This window comes from Paenibacillus sp. OV219 (assembly GCF_900110075.1).
Classification (GTDB): Bacteria; Bacillota; Bacilli; order Paenibacillales; family Paenibacillaceae; genus Paenibacillus_Z.
In genome coordinates this window covers 1-20,182 of sequence record NZ_FOCJ01000008.1, presented here as the reverse complement: position 1 = coordinate 20,182, position 20,182 = coordinate 1, and the positions used below count along the sequence as shown (strand labels likewise).

Here is a 20,182-nt window from a genome sequence, read left to right as displayed (position 1 = left end):
GAGGTTACCAGCTTGGCTAGAGAAAGCTTTGATAAAGAGATCCAGTTCTTGCGGATGCTCGTCCTAACGAGCGGCGCCTATAACCGGCAGCAATTCGCGAAGCGGCTAGGTATCTCTGTACATACCTTTGACAAGACGATTCGCAAGCTGAAGGAGATTGCTTCTTCCACTGGGGGCCAACTTCCCGAGGAGCAGAGCAAGGAAATTGCGGATGCGCTTCGCCTCAATTACTATGATTCCGCTGACCCGTTGCTGCTCTTCCTGTTCCGCGCCAAGTCGCTCAAGGAATCGGAGAGCGTCCGGCTCGCGCTGCTCCTGGCGGCACTGGATGAGAAGCCGCAGACGGCACTGGAACTGCTCGACGTCTGCTGCAATGCGCCTGATACCGCACATATCGCGCTATTCCCGGACGAGAAGACGATCCGCTCCGACCTGCGCTACTTGGAGGAGGTCGGCGTCATCAAGCGGGAGCCGGGTCCGCGGCCGTACCGCTATCGGATGCAAGACGATCTCGTTCGCAAGCTGACGGGCGAGGAGCTGCGCGATCTATTGAACTTTGTTGATGTGATGGCGAATACACAGATACCGTCCGTTCAAGGCTATCTGCTGCGCGATCATTTGAAGAAGAGCGCCGCGCATAAGCGAAGCAGCAGTGACGACGGTGGCGGCGGCATGTCAGATGCCGCAGAGCCGTTTCTATACAAGTACCACTACTACTCTCGTATTCTGGACGAGGCACATCTGTTTACGCTGCTTGGGGCGATCCAGAACCGACGCAAAGTGACGCTTCTTTATTTTTCGCCAAAATCGGATACGAGCTACGCCTCCAAGAACACGAACCCCTTGTTCGAGCGCGAGCATGAAGGCAGAGCGGAGACTGCGCTGCCGATTAAGGTCGTCTACGACCACCAATATGGCCGCTGGTATATGCTCGCCAACAACAGCCGCGATGGCATTCGGAAGTACCGGCTGGAAGGGATGACGCAGATTGCGGAAGGCGAGCAGGTTGCCGAGGAGTTATTCGAGGCGAAGCGCTCCGAGTTGGAGACGCGCATCAAGCACAGCTGGCTCATCGACACCGGCCGCGTCGTGACTGTGCGCGTACGGTTCTTTCATCCAGGCGGTTCCGAGCCGAACTTCGTGAAGGAGCGAGTGCTGCTGCAAGGACAGTGGGGGGAAATTGTAGAGGAAGAGGAAGACTCCTTCATCTACGAGATTATCGTCAACGGGACGACGGAAATCCGGCCGTGGCTGCGCAGCTTCGGGTCCAGCTGTGAGGTGCTTGCCCCCGCAACGCTTAGACGTGAGATGATTGAGGAATGGAAGGAGATTGCGTCCTACTATGAATCCGTTTGAGAAAATATTCAACTACCAGGTCATCTCCCGCCTGGAGGACTCCGGCACGTTCATGGTTACTTCTCATGAGCGAGCGTGGCTGAAGCTGATGCTGGAGCATCCAGCGGCGGAAGCGGCTTTTGCGACGGAGACGCTAGAGAAGCTGCAATCCATTCTAAGCGAAGATGTATCGCTTGCAGTGAAGGAGCATCTTATCGAGAAAACTCGCAGCTTCGAGAAGCAGGTCTATCATCCGCTTCTGCGCAGCATAAGCCGCTTCATTACAAGCCCAGCCGCGATCTCGCTTACGTTCTCGCTGAGAGACGGACGCCAATACGAAGCCTATGCAGGCGTCCCTTATAAGCTCGAATATTCGATGGTGAAGCGCGAATGGTATTTGCTCTGGTATAACGTGAGGAAGCGTGCGTTCATGAGCACGAAGCTGGATAAGATCATGTCGATTGCCGAGGCTGAGATGAGTCCGCAGCGTGTGCAGCAAGCGCTGAGCTCGATTCGCGAGCGATTGAACAAGCGTAAGGAATCGGCTGTTATTGAAGTGGTTCCCACCTATAATCGGGAGCTGTCTCGTATTCTCTACGCGTTCTCTTGCTTCGAGAAGACCGTCGACTATGACGAGGATGCTAGCGTCTACGCAATTCGACTTAGCTTTCTAAGCGACGAAAGCGAGTATGTGCTCAGCAAGATTCGGTTTCTCGGCAGACGGATTCGGGTCAAAGAGGGCGAGTACCTACGCAAGAGGATGCTCGAATCGTCGAGGAAAGCATTAGACCGATATGCGGAAGCGGTCGCGGTCGATGCAGAGGATTCGGAGGGGCTTGCGACATAAACAAAGAGGCTTGCTGCGCAGCAAGCCTCTTTGTTTGTTTTCCCTATTCCGCCATCTTCCTACCGAACATGACGACGAAATTGTAATACTTGTACACGCAATCGACATCCTGGAATCCGGCCTGTGTCAACCAGCCAAGCTGCGACGAAAGGTCCGTCATCCGATCCAGCTTCGTCCGCTCGTACGCGGCGGCAATTTCAGCGCCGCTCAATCCGCTCGCTTCCACTCTGCCTCGCCAATCCGACTTGTATCGTTCATCAATGAACGGCGTGTGACCTAGCACTTGATCCGCATTAATCAACACGCCGCTTTCTCGCAGATTCGTCCAGCTGTTCTTGTACAGCTGCACCTTATCCGCGTCCAATAGATGGTGAATGGACAAGCCCGAAATAATAATATCGTATGAATCCGGAGTAACGAAGTTCGTGTAATCCGCGCACACATACTGGACATTCGGATTACCGCTGAATCTCGCCCGCGCTACGTCCAGCATATTGTCAGCCAGATCAATGAGCGTTAGCGATGCATTCGGATACCGCTGCACCAGCAGCGAGGCGAACAGGCCCGTTCCTGCGCCAAGATCAAGAATCTTTGGCGCTTCATGCTGTGAATCCGCAAGCGATGCAGCCACTCCGTAGAAATCGTCAAAGCAAGGAATAAGCTTCCGCCGCTGCTGGTCATACACCGCTGCCGTTTCATTAAATGTACTGTGAACATGCTGATTTGCACTTGCCTGATTTTCCATACGACCACCTCCAATGATTGCTTCCATCATAGACCCGCGCACAGCTCTTCGTGAAATACGCGATTCCTATGAATCCCATTGGTTTGACCTATTTAAGTATGCAGCTATATTTACCTTAAACAACTAAACCAGCTTATCCAGCGCCTCCAGCGACTGCAGCATATGGTCGATCAGCTCCGGCAGATCCTCCATCTGATCCTCGTTGATCTTCCGGTTGAAGTGTAGCTCAATCTCGTTATTATAAATGACCGGCTGCTCGCCGTAGCCGAAGCTCACTGTCTGCGTCGGCGGAAGCTCCGGCTGCCAGAGTGCCTCGAGCTGCTGCTCGATCGCTTTGCAAGTTTCATTCGCGTCCTGCACCGGCATATAGAAACGAAGACGCAGCGTACAGCCAGGCTTCTCGCCCGATTGCTCCAGCACCTCCGCCGCGATATCCTTCAGCGAGGCTTCAAGCCGAATCTCGGCGGTAATGCCCGCTCCGTTCACAAGCGTAAATTGGATCGCGAAGATACGGGCCATCACAGCCAGCTCCATCCGGTCAATACGATGCGTAACAAGCACTTGGCCTGCGATAGTATCAAGATCATACACCTGGTTCTCAATTGCTACTTTCAAGTTGTCAAATACGGTTGGATCAAACATCGGCAAGCCAGCTCCTTTAGCCATCAGACTTTCATACTCACTAGTTTACTACATACAATAAGGAATACCAGCCGTTTCCATCGCTTTCCGCAAGCCAGCCATAGAGGAGGATACTACTTATGGAATGGTATACGAAAGTCATTACGAATTATGTCGGCTTTCAAGGACGGGCAAGGCGCAAAGAATATTGGATGTTCATACTGATTAATATTATCATCTCCGTCATCCTCAGCATCCTCGAGAATCTGCTTGGACTCTCGAATCTACTATCGAAGCTGTACTCGCTCTTTATCTTCTTGCCAAGTCTAGCCGTGACCGTACGCAGGCTTCACGATACCGACAAGAGCGGTTGGTGGGTCCTCATCGGGCTTATCCCGTTCGTTGGCTTCATCGTTCTACTGATCTTCACCTGCCTTGACAGCGATCCGGGTACGAACCGCTACGGTGAGAACCCCAAGCAATCCGCCTAACAAAAAAATGCCCTCATCTATGAGATTCATAGACGAGGGCTTTCCTCTATCAGCGCTCGGCGCTGTTATCGTTTTAAGGAATAAATTGCTGCACGATCTGTACGACTTTGCCGTTCGCAAGCGTGAGATGGTAGGGGTACTGGCTCACGTCAACCTGTCCACCGTCAGCTTCATGAAAGAGCGATTCGAGCTTCGGCAGCGGGATGCTCTTGTTCCATTCGGTCGTCGTACTATACAAGCTGTCATGGTCATAGATCTGCATCTGTACAACAGCGTGCGGATCCACCTCTAACGACTTCAGCGCATTGTCATCATTGACAATGTAATAGCCGTCTGGCGCGCTCGTCAGGCCTGAATCCGGCTCATTCTTCGCGAATGCAGCGTCGGCTTCTTTCCCTTCGTACCATTCAATCTGGTCGGCTTTAAGCGATAGTTTACCGCCTTGATCATTCATCCCGTCGATGAAGACCGTAATCGTATCCGGAGTGCGGGCGATCGGCTCATAAGCCTTGTTGCTGTAGGCCGAAGCTGTTGAGATACATGCTGTTAATCCCAAGATCGTAAGCGTGATGCCAAGCGCATGTCGTTTCATCATCACCGTCTCCTCGTGTACGAGCCTGATGCAATCCATCGCCTCTTCAGAATGAAAAAGCGGGCTTGCCTCTACTTCTATCATACCCGATTGTTTGACAGTTTTGCAGGTGCTGAAGGGGCCTTCTTGCTAAAGATTCCGTAAAACTTGCAGTAGTCCCACTAGCAGATTAGATACAGCCCGGATACTGACGTCCGCGCACGAGTAGATGCGGATTCGGCACCGCAGGAACACGTCCTGGCTCTGAATGTGCATCTGCATAATGCAACACATAGGCACGGCGCTGACGGTCCTCCGTCACGTTATTGCCCGAACGGTGAAGCAGCTTACCAGGGAAGAAGACTGCGCTTCCTTTTGGCAAAATGCACGGCACTTCGCTCATCGCCCTCGCTGCATGCACCTCTTGAAAATACTTTCGCTGCATGATATCCACCGGAACGTCGTGCGGATAGATCTGCGAGTTCTGGCTGCCCGGAATGACATGCAAGCAGCCATTGGCGATATCGACATCGTCGCAGGCGATCCATACACCAATAACCGTGTCCGGCACCGTCTTCAAGTAATGCGAATCTTGGTGGTATGGCTGGCCAATGCCAAGGTTTCTCGGCTTGTCGATGTACATGCTCTGAATACATTTAATATCCGGCCCGAGAATGCCGTTCAGCACATCCGCGATCCGATCATGCATGGCGAAGTAACGGAACACCGGGTCGGACAGATGCATCTCGTGGCCGATTTTGAACAAATATTCCACGGTTGGTTCCTCATCCGATACAAGTCCGCGCTCAACTGCTTCCGGCTCCATGTAGAGCGCATTGCCCTTATACATCGGAACGGTACCTTCGACCATTCCTTCGGCACGAGCGATAATCTGATCGCACTCTTCCGGGGTGTACAACTGATGCACAATTAAGAAGCCTTGCTCCTTATAGTGCTTCAACTCTTCGGCGGTTACGGTATACGCTGCCGGGTTGCTATTGCTCATGACGCCGATTCCCCCTTACTTACAGCTCGGCGATATGGGTTCGTTGTCGTTCCCTTCACACAAGGATGATAGGTGAATATTCCGCCTGCATGGGGCTGCAGCGCAAGCGCAGAAGGGGAGGTGCCGATACTTGCTGTCGTAATATACAGCGTCATCAGATCGTCGCCGCCGAAGGCGCAGGAGCTTGCCTTAGCAACAGGCACGTAGACCGCTCCGAGCTTGGTGCCTGTTCGCGGATCCCATCTCGACACCTGCCAGCCATCCCAATGTGCGATCCAAAGCATACCTTCGCTGTCGATGGTCATGCCATCAGGGAAACCGTCTTCCTTATGAAAATCTATAATTATCTGCGGATTGCTCAGCGTACCGTTTGCCACATCATAGTCGAAAGCAGTTACCGTTTGCTTCATGGAATCAATGTAATACATCTGCTTCTCATCGAGGCTCCAGGCAATGCCATTCGATACACCGACATCATCGACCAGCTTGCGGCACTGGCCATCTGTGTCCAGCACATATAGGGAACCGGTTACATCTGCTTCGACATGCTGCATCGTTCCAGCGAAAAAACGGCCTTTCGAATCGCATTTGCCATCATTGAACCGGTTGCCCAGCAAGTCCGCTTCCGGATCGGCGAGCAATGTCAGCGTGCCTGTACCCATATGATATCGCTCGAATCCGTCTCGCGTGGACACGATGACCACATCGGAATCGGATGCGTCGCATACGACGGCACCGACTGTTTTGCCCACCAAGAACTGTTCGTTCTGCATCGTAATCGGGTCAAACCGACAAAACATTTCCCCGGCAATATCGACGTAATATAGCTTTTGCTGCTCCGCATGCCAGTAAGGACCTTCCCCGAGGATCGTCTTCGCATCCAATAGCAAATCCGCTTCCTGCGCGAACGCTCTTACCCGGTCCCGCACCTCAGCTTGCGTAACCATCTGATCCATTGTTTCCCCCACACTCCTACAAATCAATTGTGAGACCACCATCCACAACGAGCGAGGCGCCTGTCATGAACGAGTTGTCCGGACTTGCTGCGAAAAGAATGACAGAGGCGATTTCCTCCACTTGCCCGACGCGTCCGATCGGCTGCGCCTCATTCCACGTCTTCATCGTTTCCTCTCGCGGCGTATCCAGATTCTTCACGCTGCTCTCAAGCATCGGCGTGTGCACCGCACCAGGAAGCACGGTGTTAACCCGAACGTTCTGCTTGGCGAAGTCGAGCGCAATCGCTCTCGTCAGCGAAACAATGCCGCCCTTCGATGCGGCGTAGGCCGAATAGCCGTCCAGCGTAGCAAGAGCATGAACGGAGCTGACATTCACAATCGCGCCGCCGCCCTGCTGCACCATAGATGGAATGACTTCGCGGCAAAATAAAAATACCGATGTTAAATTATTCGTAATGACTTCATTCCATCCCTGCAAGCTCATCTCGGTTATACGAATTTGTGGGCAAACTGCCGCATTATTGACAAGTACATCAATGCGGCCGAAACGCTCCAGCGTCTCGGCCACCACCTGCTTCACATCTCCTTCCGAGGCAACGTTCGCCTCCACCGCAGCGGCGCGGAAGCCCGCCGCTGCAATTTCCTCTGCGGCTGCTTCCGCGTTATCCGCAGCACGATCAACAATGATGACGCTTGCGCCTTCCCTCGCGAATCGCTCGCAGACCGCCCGGCCAATTCCGCTACCTCCACCTGTGACAATGACAACTTTATCTTTCCAGCTGCTCATACGCTTCAACCTCGCTTCCGGTATTCGCTGTACAATGGAATCTGTCTACGGCTTAGGCTTATTCCACCGTCTCCCGCTTCTCCCAGCCCTGCTTGAAGAGCGGCAGCCAGTTGCCTACTTGATACGGATGCTTATCGAGCTCCTCCAAATTCAGCTCCACGCCAAGACCCGGGCCTTCCGGCGGAACGAGGAAGCCATTCTGCACTTTGAGCGGCGGCTGCAGCACGTTCTCTTCCCAAGCCTCGTTGAACTCGTCGAAGATTTCATGCAGGAAGAAGTTCGGCGTCGCCATGTTCAAGTGGCTGCAGACGACGGAGCAGACTGGACCTTGCGCGCTGTGCGGCGCGGTTACGCCATTGTGCGCATGGACCATGCCGCACACCTGCTTCGAAGCGGAGATGCCGAGGAACTGCGGCTCGAGCTGAATGATATGCACCGCATCATGGCGCAGCAATTCTGCGAACTGCTCACGCGAGTAATAGTCTTCGCCGCAAGCGACAGGCACAGGGCTGCGACGCGCAACCTCCACCATCGACGAGGTCAGCTGCGGCGGCACCGGCGCTTCGAACCACGTCGGCTCATATTTCAGCATGGCATCCGCGAACTGCAATGCTGTATGCACGCTGAAGCGGTTATGCCCTTCGATGAGAATATCGACATCCGGGCCGACCGCTTCGCGCACCGCTGCGATATTCTCAATCGCTGCCGAGAAGTCCTGCCTCGTCACCGTGCGCCATGCAGCGCCGAACGGATCGAACTTCAGCGCGGTATAGCCTTTACCCACGACGATCTTCGCTTTCTCGAAGAAGTTGTCCGGCGTATTCGGTCCGCGGTACCAGCCATTGGCATAGGCGCGGAGCTTATCATGACAGCTGCCTCCGAGCAGCTTGTAGAGCGGCTGATTCGTCGCTTTGCCCATAATATCCCAGCAAGCGGTTTCAATTGCCGCCAGCGCGGAGCCTTGAATCTGGCCGCCGTCAGAATAGACGTCGCGGAACAGCTTCAAGCTGATTGTCTCTACATCAAACGGATCGCGTCCGATAATAAGATGCTTCAGCTCGTGAATGGCCGCCTCCACCGTCTTTGCGAAGCCGTTCAGCGTCCCTTCGCCGAGTCCAGTAATGCCCTCATCCGTGTCAACCTGTACGAACAGCCAGTTCTTCCACGGGTTGCCGAGAATATAAGTGCGAACATCAGTAATCTTCATCGCAGAGTATTCCTCCTAAGTGTTGGTAGAACCAACGTAGCATAGTGGAAATGTCACCGACAAGATGTCTAACTTGTATACATCAATACCACAGCAATTCCCCGCTGTCATCTTGCCGTCATCTTGCCGCTATCTTAACGTTATCTCGCCATTATCTTCCGCCATCTTGCCGCAGGCAGCCCCGTTCCCTTACTCGCCAATCCTCACAGCATAATAACCTTCACATATTCGATATGCTGCTCAATAAGCCGCAGCGACAGCTCCGCATCCTGCCCTGACAACGCATGACGGATTTGCCAGTGCTCCTCCAGACTGCCCATCAGCCGGCTCGGATTTCGAACGAATGTCGTACGCACCACAAGCATGAATTTATCTTGAATCCGCTTCATCACTTCGGTATATTCTTCATTGTCCAGCCCCGCGACAATCATCTCATGGAATTGGCCGTCGAGCTCGACATAGCGCGTTATATCTTCCCGATCAATAGCTATCGCCTGCAGCGACAGATTCTCATCCAGCTGCCGGAAGAAAGCATCGTCCATCTTCCCCGTCAGCTTGCGCACCGCGAAGGTCTCAAGGGACAAGCGCAGCTCGTAGATTTCAAGAATCTTCTTCAGCGATACCTCCTGCACAATAACCCCTTGCTTCGGCGAGAGCTTCACAAGGCCCATCATTTCGAGCCGATCAAGGGCAGAACGAATCGGCGTCTTGCTCATCCCGAGCAGCTCGCTCAGATACTTCTCGGGTAGAAACATCCCCCCTGGCCACTCGCCGCTGATGATATTTTGCTTCATAACGTCAAAAGCGGTATCGCGCAATGTTTTCCCTTCCTCTACGCTTGCCATCTGCTCCTAACCTCTCTCCTATGCTATACTTCCTCTTAACTGCTTTCTGATGAAGCGTTAGAGGAGGCCTTCCCTTACCCATGCCCGGCCCATCGCTGCGCGAGCAAGCCTATCAAACCATCTATGAACGGATTATATCAAATCAATTGGCAAAAGGAACCGTTACCTCCGAGGTGCAGCTCAGCCAGCAGCTCGATATGAGCCGAACGCCGATCCGTGCAGCGCTTCAGCAGCTCGAGACGGAAGGCTTCGTCCGCATCGTCCCAAAGCATGGCGTGCTCATTCTCGATTCCTCCGCACAGCGGGTTAGCGACCTGTTGGAGCTCATCGCGGCAATGCTGCTCTTCGCGGTGACGAGCGTGCAGCTGCGCGATGCGGCTGCGCTGTCTAAGCTGTCCGGCGACCTGCTTGCCGAGCTCGCCTCCTTGGAAGGCGGCGACAGTACAGCACTCTGCCGCTTCGAATATCACTTTCTCACGCGCACCATCGCGCTCAGCCACAATGAAGAGATGCTTCGCACGCTGGAGAGAAGCTCCTCCCGATTGTTCTGGTCCAACAACCGCAAGCGTTGGATGGCGCCTTATCAGCATGAGATGCACGGTTGCATGCAGGAATTGCTGCTCAGTCTGAACACCTCAGCAGGCGTTAACGAAGCAATTAACCGCTATTTGCATTTGCTGAAGCTGACGTGGCAGTAGATCACAGCCATCTACCCAGATTGTACCGATCATAGTAAACTATCATCATGACAAACTTACCTACCTCACCTACCAATAGACGCATTCGCCGCGAGTACATCATTGTCAGCCTTTTGCTGCTGATTCCGGCTGTGATCGCGTCTTTGGCTTTCTATCCGCATTACGATCGGTTTACCGCACCGGGTGACATCGTCTCTGTCCAAGATATCGGTGTCAAAGGGAGTGTCAACTTCTGCTACGTGCAAGAAGGAGTCACGAGCAATTGGTTTGAACGCCTGTCAGTCGAACAATCCACTCCAGACGCCAAATTCGAGCGAGCCGACGCCTCAGCGAAGCAGGAACTGCAAGTCGATATGGACATTGGAGAAGAGCTGCGCGATGAAACAATCGTCAATGCCATTCATTCTGCCGATGAGCAGAACGCTGACACGAGCTCTGAGGAAGACTACGGGGACAAATACACCCATTTATCGGAAGAAACCGCAAGCTATTACGGTGACTCGATAGGGCTGATGCTCGGCATTGGGCTCGTTGAAGAGGAACAGCAACTCAATTTCTCGAAAGGTAGAAAGTATGTCATCGCGGGAACTGGTACGCTGGAAGAGGATCATACGGTCGGCTCAGTCGGCGCCATACCAGACAAGCTGCAAACCGCGGAGAATGCAGGTGTAGATATCTTCTTTGTTCCGAAGGATAAAGCGAATTGGGCATACGAAGGTTTGAGTAATGAGGAAGAAGCTAGGCAGATCATCAGCATCATGGACATCAATCGAATGAAAGTCGTTCCTGTCGCCACGCTCGAAGAAGCCCTTGATTACTTACATCATTTGAAGTAAGGAGATCCTTTGAAAATGAAATTACAATTAAAATCCGAAGTTCTATCTAACGTCATGCGTATCATGCTCACCATTCTAGTTGCTGTCGCCATACTCGATTTAATCGGGTCGCTCATTTTTGGCATCAATGAAAGTTTCTACATGGATTCCGTCTACAGCCTGTTCAGCATGATTTCGATTATCAGAGCCGTTCTTTATGGGATCATTTGTTTCTTCTACTTGGTTTGGATATGGAAGGTACACAGCGACCTCAACCAGTTATTCGCCCAATATTCCCGCACACCCGGCGCAGCGCTTGCCGCAATGATTATTCCGATCTATAGCCTCTATGGACTGCCCTCAACGTTTAATCAAATGGGACACACGCTCGCTCAGCAAGCTATTACTGCTACTCAGGGACGCCGAATCATTAAACTGGTTGCGCCGCTGATTACGCTCTTCGTCATGAATTATATATTGGGGCGGTTATTACCCGACTCATCGGATAACGCAGCTGTATTCATCCTATTGTCTGTCATTACACTTGCATTCTATATGGTCTGCCTGCTCCTAACACGCTATATCTCGCAAAGCCTCACCCTGCTTGCCAGCAACGCACCAGAACAAACAAACGTCCTCAGCCACTAAGGCGAGGACGTTTGTTATTAACCGCGCTGTTTCAGCAGTAGCGCCTGCAGTCGGTCAAAATTTTGCTCATTGCCTTCCACTGCGTAGGGCTTCACCATCTCGAATTCTTTTGCCGTATCAAACAGCATCCGCCACGTAAGCTTCGTATGGTTCGCGTCCACTTCCTCGAAGATCGCCGTCATTTGAAAATGCGGCCCATTCAGATGCTTAAACACGACCCGCTCCGGCGCTTCAATCAAGGTAAACTCACTCTTGTTCTTGTAATCCGTACCATCTGGTCCGTGCATGACAAACTCCCATTGGCCGCCTGGCTCGAACTCAAACGTATGGAACGTATTCGTGAACCCATTTGGTCCCCACCAGCTCGCAAGCTGCTCCGGATCCCGCCAAGCCTCGAACACCACTTCGCGCGGCGCGTCCATGATTCGCCAGTTAATAAGCTCCCTATCGCTCTCCGTTACTGCATTTCGAACGAGTTCATTTGTCATCGTCATCATTCCTCCATATCGGCTCTATATAACACTTCACCCTATAGACACAGCAGCTTGAAGTTATCTATCACACGCCAGTAAAATCTATCTCCCACCGCTAAACAAACGTCACCACGCCACCGTCAAGCGAAGCAATACGCGCCAGCGATTCCACCCGATAACCATGCTCAATCAGCTTCCCTCTGCCCGCCTGGAACGACTTTTCAATGACGATGCCGATGCCAGCGACCTCTGCTCCCGCTTGTTCAATAATGCGTGCCATCCCGAGCGCAGCTTCGCCATTCGCTAGAAAATCATCGATGATGAGCACACGGTCACCTTGCTCGAGAAACTTTTTCGACACCGTAACCTCGCTCTCCTCCTGTTTTGTATAGGAGTAGACCTTCTCGGTATAGAGATCCGTCTGCAGCGTAAGCGACTTCCGCTTGCGTGCGAACACCATCGGTACGCCCATCCGGTAGGCCGCCATAACAGCCGGAGCGATGCCGGACGACTCTACAGTCATGATCTTCGTAACGCCCGCTTCACCGAACAACTCCGCAAAGGCTTGTCCCATCGCCATCATCAGCCCCGCATCGACTTGATGGTTCAAGAACGTATCTACCTTCAGAACGCCGCCCTCAAGGACGATACCCTCTTGTCTAATCTTCTCCAACAGCCGCTCCACTGGCAGCCACGCCCCTTCCTCTTCTTTCCCCCATTCTACTCTTGTGCGGTGCTGCTGCACAACAAACAGCCGCTCCGCGAGTAAATACGGAAACGGCTGCTCTCATCAAATAAGTTATACCGAAGGCTGCTCACTTCCAGCCATCTCTTCGACTGTTATACCCGGAGGCGCAGTCACCTCACAACGGAACTCCCCATCTGCGTCATAATACCACTTCACACTCAGATCGCCATGTGGCGTGTTGACCGTACCGCTGCAAGAACGGATGCCACCAACAGGCGTCGGCGCAATTCTTACCGTGCTGTAGCCTGGCGACAGCGGCTGAATGCCAAGCACGACCTCGCCAATCCACTTCACCGGCGTGCTCGACCAAGCGTGGCATAAGCTCATCCGATAGGAGCCATAAGCGGTATACGTCGTGAGCGCATCATGAAAATCCCGCTTGGAGCTGTCGTCCGAGCGAACAGTGTACGATTCCCAGAACGTTGTCGCGCCATTGTCCAGCATACCGCCCCATACCGCTGTAATGATCTCATACGCACGTTCATGCCTACCATAACGGGAATAACATTCCGCCAGTTGGAAAGCCGATAGAGGCGTGAGCGGATCAGCCAATTGATAGCTATCTAGAAAAGCCACTGCCGCATCATCCGAAACATAGCCGCTCGCGATACCGAGCACCTTGACCGCAAGTGCGTACGGCTGCTTCATGTAATGCGCCGAGGTAAGCGCCTGAAGCGGCCAGTCGATCGTAAGCTCCAGTTCCGGCAGAGCAGCGGCCAGCTTCAGCAGATCCGTCCGCGTCAGAGCATAAATCGCCTGCAAGGCAACCGCGCGCTCCTCATCCGTAAGCGGCACCCATTCCACGAGGACGCCATCCTGCGGCAGAATCCCGACACCGGGCTGTGTATTTTGACCGACCCATGCGATATGGCGCTGCAGCGGCTCTTTCATCTCCAGCACGAAGGACTTGTCTCCAGTCTGCACATAATATTCACACACCGTCTTCAGCCACCAGAGCGTATACTCGCAAATGCTGTTCATCCAGTGTCCGCTCGGCGTATCGACGCCAAGCTCCCGAACGGCTCTCTGAATGACCTTCGTATCATCCCATAGGAAATAGCATGATTTTGCCGCGAGATAGAAGTCGAACGTCCAATTGAGCCGATCCCGTTTAATGCCGTCCCATAGCCCGATCTGATGGCAAATCCGGCTCGTATGCGCAGACACCCCAAATATCTCATTCAGCTGCTCGGAATCGCTCGTCAATGTGCCCGCTTGGCGAAGTGCGACGTGGACAGATTGGAATTTCAGCTCCAGTGCAAAGGGCTGTCCGATCTCGCCCAGCACGAACAGCTGAATATATCGGCAGCCTTGCGGCAGCGTATATTGCGTTTGCCCCGGCTCTATCTCAAGCCACTCTGTAATACACCCTTCGTAATGCGCGAGCTCATGCAGTGACTCCGCGCTGTTCCAGAGCAGCTTCACTCGCTCAGCTCCGTTATTAACAACCGCGAACCGGCAATTATGCTCCGCTTGCAGATCAATCGTCACCGACGAGGCGCCGCTGAGATTCATCTTGCTCTGCAGCTCCCGCATCGCTTTCCATTCATTCTGCTTGCGCAGATGATAGAACAGCTCGAGCTGCTGCTGCTCTGGCTTCACAAGCGTTCCATCTTGCCCGTGCTTGCCAGTTACGCTCACGACGCCGCTTGCGACGGCCGCTCGAAGAGCTTCCTCCCCTATAACAACCGTACTGTTCAAATCGTATGCTTCAATATCGCCATAACCGCCTGCTACGAACGCAGCCGGACTATTTTCCAAATCTCCGAACGGCTCCTCGCCGAGCTTGCAAATAATCGTCGCCTGCTCATCATCGGCTTGCCATGACTCGTCTGTCACCAGCCATAAGCCATCCCCCTGCAAATAACCAATCGCCCCAACACGGCGGTTCCATAGATAATAGTTCACTTCCGCGAGTGGAATGAAGCTACTACAGTTCATCTCAAGCATCAGCTCATGCTCGCCTGCCCGCAGCATCTCGGGAAAAGCCGAAACCGTCAGCCATTCACCCGCATTTCCCGCCCGTTCCGTAAGGGCTGCAACGAGCACGCCATCTAGTACGACGCGAGCCGCACCCGTGAACGAAGCGTGAAAGGATACGCCGCTCACATCCTGCTCAAGTGTAAATTTACGGGATAGCACGCAGCTTGGACGATGCTCTCTCTCCTCATGCCACAGCCAAAGCGGCAGCTCCGATTTTACTAGCTGAGTGTCCATATGGTTCCTCTTTTCATCTACGATTTAACAGCCCCGGACACCATGCCCTCGATATAGTACTTCATGCCGAAGACGATGACGAGAATCGTCGGTACGCTGCCGATAATATAACCTGCGAAGGATAAGCCAACATCAGACCGTCCGGAACGGTTCAAGCTAACCGCCGCCATGGTGAAGGTTTGATGATCTTGATCAAGGACGATAAACGGCCATAGATAGTCACTGTATACCGCCAGGAATGTAACGATTCCGATCGTAACAAGAATCGGAATGCAGAGCGGCAGCGCTATCCGTGAATAGAGATAGAACTCGCTTCCTCCATCCATACGCGCCGCCTCGAACAGCTCCTCTGGGAGCGACTCGAACAGTGTTCGACAGAGCAGAATGCCAAGCAGTTGTGTACCTGAAATGTATGGAAGGATAAGTCCCCAATACGAGCCTGTTATGCCGATCTTGGAAATAATCGCGTAGAGCGGCACGATAGTTAGTAGTGACGGGATCATCATAACACCGATGAGCAGGAGGTAGAGCAAGTTTTTTAACGGAAATTGATGTCTTGCAAACACATACCCGGATAATGAGCCGAGTAGCCCCGCGCCAAGCACCGTTGCAAAGCAGACGAGGAGCGAATGACTGATGCTGTTTCGAACGACATCCCATGCCGCAGAATAATTCTCAAAATGCAGCTTTTCCGGCATGCCCCAGAAATCGATGAGCACCTCGATTTGGGTTTTGAATGAGAAGAATACTAACAGTATGAACGGGACTAAAGTAAGAATGAGCAATATGGTGAGCAGCGTCCCGCCAGTCCATTTTAGCCATGTGGCCGTCGTCATACGCACGCCCCCTTAGTAATCCGTCTTCAGAAATTTCATATTAAACAGCGTAAGTGCAAGAATAACGAGGAACAACGTGACGCCAATGGCAGAGCCATAGCCATATTGCGAGCTGCCGAATGCCGCATTATACATAACCATCGCTGGGTTGGTCGTCGCCACACCCGGACCTCCGGCCGTCATTACTAAGATCTTCACGAAATCCTGCAAGCTGGTAATAATCGTAAGGATAATGACAACTTTGAATTGCGGTATGAGAAAAGGAAGATGCATCCGCGTGAACACATTCCAGCGGTTTGCCCCGTCAATCCGTGCCGCTTCCAGCTGCTCTTGGTTCATATTGCCGATCGCCGCGTAGAAGATCAGAAACGGCAAACCGGAGATGAAGGGCAGGCCGAACAGCACAATCGCCCAGATTGCAGTATGCTCATCCCCTAGCCACGGTTTCACCCACGCATCGAAGCCGACAATCGAGAGCACCTTGTTCAACAACCCGTTGGTCGGATCATAAATGTTCTGCCAGAGCAGGATCGTAACAATCCCCGGCAGCAGCATGGGCAGAATAAAACCGGTCCTGAACAAATACTTAATCCTGGCTCCGCCGATTAAATAGATAAGCTCCGCGCCAAGCAGAGGGAACACGACTGCCTTCACGACATCACTCAGCGTATAAATCAGCTGATTAGTCACACCTTTGGTGAACGTTGGCTCGCTCCACATTTGCTTGAAGTTGGCAACACCGATCCACGTTGATTTTACAAGATTCCACTCCGTAAAGGAATGAAAGAACGCCAGTATAATCGGGTAGTACAGGAAAGTCGCGATAAATACAAATGAGGGAACAAGAAACAAATAGGAGATGCCATATCTCTTCCACCTCGCCGCGCTCTTCACCTAAATTCTCCTCTCCACGGCCAGTTGCCATAATCAACAAGACGGTGGTGGCTGAGCGCCACCACCCCGCCAAGACACTGCACTGAACGTTTAAGGATTTGTTGTTGGATCAAGATCAAGCTTATTGTCTTTAATATACTTCTCGTTCGTTTTCTTCGTCAGTGCCGCTCTCTTCTTCAGATAGTCTTGCAGCGATATCTTATCGTTGTAGAAGGACAACTCGAGATTCTTCATCTCTGCAGTTGCATTCGGTTCAGCAGCTGGGTTACCTCCTGTAATAGTTCCGATTGCGAAGCTCATGTTACCCGCTACCTTGAAGCCGTCGAGATACGAATTCACTTCATCGGAGAGCGTTACCCCTTTAACAAGGCTTGGGCCTTGCACGAATTGCCCTGCGTCGATAGTAGCTGAGAATACTTTCTGTGCTTCTTCTGGCGAATACAGGAATTGGAGGAAGTCCTTCGAGCGGGCGACAGCTTCCGCATCCTTTTTGTTCGTAATCGCTATTTGGTGACCTGGAACAAGAATACCGCGCGGATGACCAGAGAAGTTCGGATCAGTGTCCTTGAAGTCAGGGAATTTGAAAGTACCCCACTGGAACTTCTTATCGCCAAGCGATTGTTGATCCTTCAGAATTTGACCGACCTGCCAGCTTCCATTCCAGTACGTTGCTGCTTTACCGGCAATGAACAATTGATACGCATCAGCATCCTTCATCGTTGCATAGCCTGGTTGCAGGAACTTAGACAATTCCTTCAATGTTGACCATGTCTTCTGCTCAGCTGGACCTTGTGCATCGTATTTGCTGCTCTTCCACAGTGCCATCAGACGCTCATTATCTGTAATTGCACCAACATCGAAGAATGGATTGTTCACATCGTATTTCACTTTCGAGTTAATCGCTTCAACCTGAGGCGTGTTGCGTGCATCACCGGTTTGAACGACGATATCAGGGATATATTGGCGCGCCGACCAGTCAGCGAACGCTGCAACCATCCAGCCCTCATAGTCGCTGCCAGTCGCTTGCGACATCGAGACTGGAATATACCCGCCGTCCTTCAGCTTCTGAAGATCAGCGAACAGATCTTCCCAAGTAAGAGGTGGATCTGTAATACCTGCTTTTGCAAAAATATCTTTATTGTAGAAGAAGCCTGTGCCCACGATATCGAACGGTACCATGAAAATATTCCCGTCAGCCGTGTAAGCGTACGGCCAGTAGTCTGCGTTAATACCGTCCCACAGCGATGTACCGTTATTATAAGGGTTCGGCTCTTTCACGAAGTCATCCAGCTTCATGAGGAAGCCCTTCTGGATGTTGTTCGCCGGACTGTCACCGAGCAAGTTGGCATGCACGATATCCGGTGCATCATCGCCGCCGGCAGCCATCTTCGCCTGGAAGGAAGTTTGATAAGTTGTGTTATCCGTCACGATATCAATCTTAACCGTCGTTTCCGGATGTAGCTTGTGATAATCATCAGCAGCAACTTGCAAGCCGGCCGTGTAGTAATTCGTAATGGTGGAGAATACGATTGTCTTATCTTCTTTCTTCACGGTGGCATTTGTTGTAGTCGAGGAGTTGTCATCGGACTTCGTGTTATTCGTAGTTGTGTTTGAGGAATTTGAGTTGTTGGTCTTCGTGGAGTCATTGGATGTTTCGGTAGAATCATTCTTTGAATTTGAGCTGTTATTATTGTCTGAGTTAGAACATGCTGCCAGAAGCGTAAGAACGAGTATGACCGAGGTGAGTAATGCAATAGCTTTCCTGCTTTTCATAAGACGAGTCCCCCTCAAATATGAATAGACATGGACAAGATAAGCTTTTAAACACATAAAACGTTTTTACTCTCGACAGCGAAGCCGGCAATCACCGCCTCCTGAAAGGTCATCACAGTAATGTAAGTGCTTACAACGAGCTTGTAGTGCCATCTTACCATCGAATAGGCAATTCCAACAACATTAAAACAAAGCATCGTTTTTCTGAAGCCAAACCCTTGATACTACTGGATTCGTGATGAAAAGGCTTATAAAAACAGCGAAAAAACACTCTAACTATTAGCTAAATTCGTGTAAAACGTTTTAGTTAATTTGTTTGGACAAGCACAAAAAAAGCTCCTTGCGCTAGGCAAGAAGCTTGTCTGTTTATTATGGTCGGGATGACACGATTTGAACATGCGACCCCCTGGTCCCAAACCAGGTGCTCTACCAAGCTGAGCTACATCCCGTTATGAAAATGGCGCGCCCTGAGAGATTCGAACTCCCGGCCTTTTGATTCGTAGTCAAACGCTCTATCCAGCTGAGCTAAGGGCGCAAATATGGAGCGGAAGACGGGAATCGAACCCGCGACCCTCGCCTTGGCAAGGCGATGCTCTACCGCTGAGCCACTTCCGCAAAAAAATATGGTGCGCGTAGAGGGACTTGAACCCCCACGGTCGCCCGCCAGATCCTAAGTCTGGTGCGTCTGCCAATTCCGCCATACGCGCACGTTATGTTGCATCCATTTTCTTTGGCTAGAAAATGGTGAGCCATGTAGGACTCGAACCTACGACACCCTGATTAAAAGTCAGGTGCTCTACCAACTGAGCTAATGGCTCATGTAAAAATGGTGCCGGCGATAGGAGTCGAACCCACGACCTACTGATTACAAGTCAGTTGCTCTACCAACTGAGCTACACCGGCATGGTGTATTACATGATTTTAAAGAATGGCGGAGCCGACGGGATTCGAACCCGCGATCTCCTGCGTGACAGGCAGGCATGTTGGGCCACTACACCACGGCTCCGCGTTGACCTATTCCGAATACTTGTCCGAAATAAGAAATTGGTTGCGGGGGCAGGATTTGAACCTGCGGCCTTCGGGTTATGAGCCCGACGAGCTACCGGGCTGCTCCACCCCGCGTCAGTAAAACTTATATGGTGGAGGCTGACGGGATCGAACCGCCGACCCTCTGCTTGTAAGGCAGATGCTCTCCCAGCTGAGCTAAGCCTCCATGGGAATAATATATGGTGACCCGTAGGGGACTCGAACCCCTGTTACCTCCGTGAAAGGGAGGTGTCTTAACCACTTGACCAACGGGCCTTACTTAAAGATTATGCAACGGAGAAGGAGGGATTCGAACCCTCGCACCACTAACGCGGTCTAACCCCTTAGCAGAGGGTCCCCTTGAGCCACTTGGGTACTTCCCCATGAATGGCTCCCCGAACAGGACTCGAACCTGTGACAACTCGATTAACAGTCGAGTGCTCTACCAACTGAGCTATCAGGGAACAACATGAATGTTCGGGCAAATCTTAACACCCTGAAAACTGGATACGAACCTTTGCGAAGGTTTCTTGCTTTAGCTGGTTTTAACTTATTTAGGATAAGCCCTCGACCGATTAGTATTCGTCAGCTGCACACGTTGCCGCGCTTCCACCTCGAACCTATCAACCTGATCGTCTTTCAG

The 20,182-nt window shown here is 52.1% G+C and carries 20 protein-coding genes, 12 tRNA genes and 1 rRNA gene; 6 read left to right on the top strand and 27 right to left on the bottom strand.

Annotated elements, in window-relative coordinates; translation table 11 throughout:
• The first annotated feature begins 12 nt into the window (after nucleotides 1-12).
• Both BMY11_RS19610 and BMY11_RS19605 read left to right on the top strand, forming a co-directional pair.
• Nucleotides 13-1,356, top strand: a complete 1,344-nt coding sequence (locus BMY11_RS19610) for a helix-turn-helix transcriptional regulator (RefSeq protein WP_090580036.1) — start codon at nucleotides 13-15, stop codon at nucleotides 1,354-1,356.
• Nucleotides 1,343-2,182 (top strand): WYL domain-containing protein, encoded by an 840-nt coding sequence (locus tag BMY11_RS19605; protein ID WP_090580033.1) that lies wholly within the window; start codon nucleotides 1,343-1,345, stop codon nucleotides 2,180-2,182. Before BMY11_RS19610 ends, BMY11_RS19605 begins: the two co-directional genes overlap by 14 nt.
• Before the next feature lie 43 nt (nucleotides 2,183-2,225).
• Here BMY11_RS19605 and BMY11_RS19600 read toward each other — a convergent pair whose 3' ends face one another.
• Nucleotides 2,226-2,927 carry a class I SAM-dependent methyltransferase gene (locus BMY11_RS19600; protein ID WP_090580030.1) on the bottom strand — a complete coding sequence of 234 codons (702 nt, stop codon included), beginning with the start codon at nucleotides 2,925-2,927 and terminating at the stop codon, nucleotides 2,226-2,228.
• A 123-nt stretch (nucleotides 2,928-3,050) separates the two neighbouring features.
• Nucleotides 3,051-3,593 carry a hypothetical protein gene (locus tag BMY11_RS19595; RefSeq protein ID WP_371262889.1) on the bottom strand — a complete coding sequence of 181 codons (543 nt, stop codon included), beginning with the start codon at nucleotides 3,591-3,593 and terminating at the stop codon, nucleotides 3,051-3,053.
• Nucleotides 3,594-3,688: 95 nt separating this feature from the next.
• On the opposite strand from BMY11_RS19595, the gene BMY11_RS19590 reads away from it, so the two are divergent.
• Nucleotides 3,689-4,039 carry a DUF805 domain-containing protein gene (locus tag BMY11_RS19590; RefSeq protein WP_090580025.1) on the top strand — a complete coding sequence of 117 codons (351 nt, stop codon included), beginning with the start codon at nucleotides 3,689-3,691 and terminating at the stop codon, nucleotides 4,037-4,039.
• 73 nt (nucleotides 4,040-4,112) lie between these two features.
• On the opposite strand, the gene BMY11_RS19585 is transcribed toward BMY11_RS19590, so the two are convergent.
• The 6 genes from BMY11_RS19585 to BMY11_RS19560 all read right to left on the bottom strand — a co-directional run bounded on the left by BMY11_RS19585 (nucleotide 4,113) and on the right by BMY11_RS19560 (nucleotide 9,411).
• Nucleotides 4,113-4,634: a hypothetical protein gene (locus BMY11_RS19585; RefSeq protein ID WP_143069315.1), complete on the bottom strand. Its 522-nt coding sequence runs from the start codon at nucleotides 4,632-4,634 to the stop codon at nucleotides 4,113-4,115.
• A 166-nt stretch (nucleotides 4,635-4,800) separates the two neighbouring features.
• Nucleotides 4,801-5,616, bottom strand: coding sequence for a phytanoyl-CoA dioxygenase family protein (locus BMY11_RS19580; RefSeq protein WP_090580018.1), 816 nt, complete (start codon nucleotides 5,614-5,616; stop codon nucleotides 4,801-4,803).
• Nucleotides 5,613-6,572, bottom strand: a complete 960-nt coding sequence (locus tag BMY11_RS19575) for an SMP-30/gluconolactonase/LRE family protein (protein WP_177182725.1) — start codon at nucleotides 6,570-6,572, stop codon at nucleotides 5,613-5,615. The genes BMY11_RS19580 and BMY11_RS19575 overlap by 4 nt, the downstream gene beginning before the upstream one ends.
• Nucleotides 6,573-6,588: 16 nt before the next feature.
• Nucleotides 6,589-7,359, bottom strand: coding sequence for an SDR family NAD(P)-dependent oxidoreductase (locus BMY11_RS19570; protein WP_090580012.1), 771 nt, complete (start codon nucleotides 7,357-7,359; stop codon nucleotides 6,589-6,591).
• A 58-nt stretch (nucleotides 7,360-7,417) separates the two neighbouring features.
• On the bottom strand, nucleotides 7,418-8,566 hold the full coding sequence (locus tag BMY11_RS19565; protein ID WP_090580009.1) for a mandelate racemase/muconate lactonizing enzyme family protein: 1,149 nt from the start codon (nucleotides 8,564-8,566) through the stop codon (nucleotides 7,418-7,420).
• Nucleotides 8,567-8,769: 203 nt separating this feature from the next.
• Nucleotides 8,770-9,411, bottom strand: coding sequence for a GntR family transcriptional regulator (locus BMY11_RS19560; protein ID WP_090580006.1), 642 nt, complete (start codon nucleotides 9,409-9,411; stop codon nucleotides 8,770-8,772).
• A gap of 80 nt (nucleotides 9,412-9,491) precedes the next feature.
• Here BMY11_RS19560 and BMY11_RS19555 point away from each other — a divergent pair, with 80 nt between their 5' ends.
• Genes BMY11_RS19555 through BMY11_RS19545 form a run of 3 tightly spaced genes read left to right on the top strand, consistent with a single transcriptional unit; the run spans nucleotide 9,492 to nucleotide 11,572 of the window.
• Complete coding sequence (locus BMY11_RS19555; RefSeq protein WP_090580003.1) at nucleotides 9,492-10,109, top strand: GntR family transcriptional regulator; 618 nt, start codon at nucleotides 9,492-9,494, stop codon at nucleotides 10,107-10,109.
• A gap of 47 nt (nucleotides 10,110-10,156) precedes the next feature.
• Nucleotides 10,157-10,945 (top strand): hypothetical protein, encoded by a 789-nt coding sequence (locus tag BMY11_RS19550; protein WP_143069313.1) that lies wholly within the window; start codon nucleotides 10,157-10,159, stop codon nucleotides 10,943-10,945.
• A 15-nt stretch (nucleotides 10,946-10,960) separates the two neighbouring features.
• The gene (locus tag BMY11_RS19545) at nucleotides 10,961-11,572 is read left to right on the top strand and encodes a hypothetical protein (RefSeq protein ID WP_090579997.1); all 612 of its coding nucleotides are present in this window, start codon (nucleotides 10,961-10,963) and stop codon (nucleotides 11,570-11,572) included.
• A gap of 17 nt (nucleotides 11,573-11,589) precedes the next feature.
• Here the strand turns inward: BMY11_RS19545 and BMY11_RS19540 are convergent, their stop codons facing one another.
• From BMY11_RS19540 to BMY11_RS19450, 19 genes are all read right to left on the bottom strand, one after another.
• A complete protein-coding gene (locus BMY11_RS19540; protein ID WP_256217654.1) occupies nucleotides 11,590-12,060 on the bottom strand; it encodes an SRPBCC family protein in 471 nt (156 codons plus the stop codon).
• Nucleotides 12,061-12,160: 100 nt separating this feature from the next.
• Complete coding sequence (locus tag BMY11_RS19535; RefSeq protein ID WP_090580640.1) at nucleotides 12,161-12,730, bottom strand: xanthine phosphoribosyltransferase; 570 nt, start codon at nucleotides 12,728-12,730, stop codon at nucleotides 12,161-12,163.
• A 114-nt stretch (nucleotides 12,731-12,844) separates the two neighbouring features.
• Nucleotides 12,845-15,010 (bottom strand): alpha-L-rhamnosidase C-terminal domain-containing protein, encoded by a 2,166-nt coding sequence (locus BMY11_RS19530; protein ID WP_090579992.1) that lies wholly within the window; start codon nucleotides 15,008-15,010, stop codon nucleotides 12,845-12,847.
• A 17-nt stretch (nucleotides 15,011-15,027) separates the two neighbouring features.
• On the bottom strand, nucleotides 15,028-15,846 hold the full coding sequence (locus BMY11_RS19525; RefSeq protein WP_090579990.1) for a carbohydrate ABC transporter permease: 819 nt from the start codon (nucleotides 15,844-15,846) through the stop codon (nucleotides 15,028-15,030).
• Nucleotides 15,847-15,858: 12 nt separating this feature from the next.
• A complete protein-coding gene (locus BMY11_RS19520) occupies nucleotides 15,859-16,740 on the bottom strand; it encodes a carbohydrate ABC transporter permease (RefSeq protein WP_090579987.1) in 882 nt (293 codons plus the stop codon).
• Nucleotides 16,741-16,830: 90 nt separating this feature from the next.
• Entirely contained in the window at nucleotides 16,831-18,513 is a 1,683-nt protein-coding gene (locus BMY11_RS19515) for an ABC transporter substrate-binding protein (protein WP_177182724.1), read from the bottom strand.
• Between the two features lie 372 nt (nucleotides 18,514-18,885).
• A tRNA-Pro gene (locus tag BMY11_RS19510) sits at nucleotides 18,886-18,962 on the bottom strand.
• A 9-nt stretch (nucleotides 18,963-18,971) separates the two neighbouring features.
• Nucleotides 18,972-19,048: transfer RNA gene (locus tag BMY11_RS19505), tRNA-Arg, on the bottom strand.
• 5 nt (nucleotides 19,049-19,053) lie between these two features.
• Nucleotides 19,054-19,128, bottom strand: a tRNA-Gly gene (locus tag BMY11_RS19500).
• Nucleotides 19,129-19,137: 9 nt separating this feature from the next.
• Nucleotides 19,138-19,220, bottom strand: a tRNA-Leu gene (locus tag BMY11_RS19495).
• A gap of 35 nt (nucleotides 19,221-19,255) precedes the next feature.
• Nucleotides 19,256-19,331 (bottom strand) — tRNA-Lys (locus tag BMY11_RS19490).
• A 9-nt stretch (nucleotides 19,332-19,340) separates the two neighbouring features.
• Nucleotides 19,341-19,416: transfer RNA gene (locus tag BMY11_RS19485), tRNA-Thr, on the bottom strand.
• A 26-nt stretch (nucleotides 19,417-19,442) separates the two neighbouring features.
• Nucleotides 19,443-19,519 (bottom strand) — tRNA-Asp (locus BMY11_RS19480).
• 39 nt (nucleotides 19,520-19,558) lie between these two features.
• Nucleotides 19,559-19,635: transfer RNA gene (locus tag BMY11_RS19475), tRNA-Met, on the bottom strand.
• A 15-nt stretch (nucleotides 19,636-19,650) separates the two neighbouring features.
• Nucleotides 19,651-19,726: transfer RNA gene (locus tag BMY11_RS19470), tRNA-Val, on the bottom strand.
• A 14-nt stretch (nucleotides 19,727-19,740) separates the two neighbouring features.
• Nucleotides 19,741-19,815: transfer RNA gene (locus tag BMY11_RS19465), tRNA-Glu, on the bottom strand.
• Between the two features lie 19 nt (nucleotides 19,816-19,834).
• A tRNA-Ser gene (locus BMY11_RS19460) sits at nucleotides 19,835-19,922 on the bottom strand.
• Between the two features lie 5 nt (nucleotides 19,923-19,927).
• Nucleotides 19,928-20,003 (bottom strand) — tRNA-Asn (locus BMY11_RS19455).
• Between the two features lie 91 nt (nucleotides 20,004-20,094).
• A 23S ribosomal RNA gene (locus BMY11_RS19450) occupies nucleotides 20,095-20,182 on the bottom strand; the annotation flags it as partial.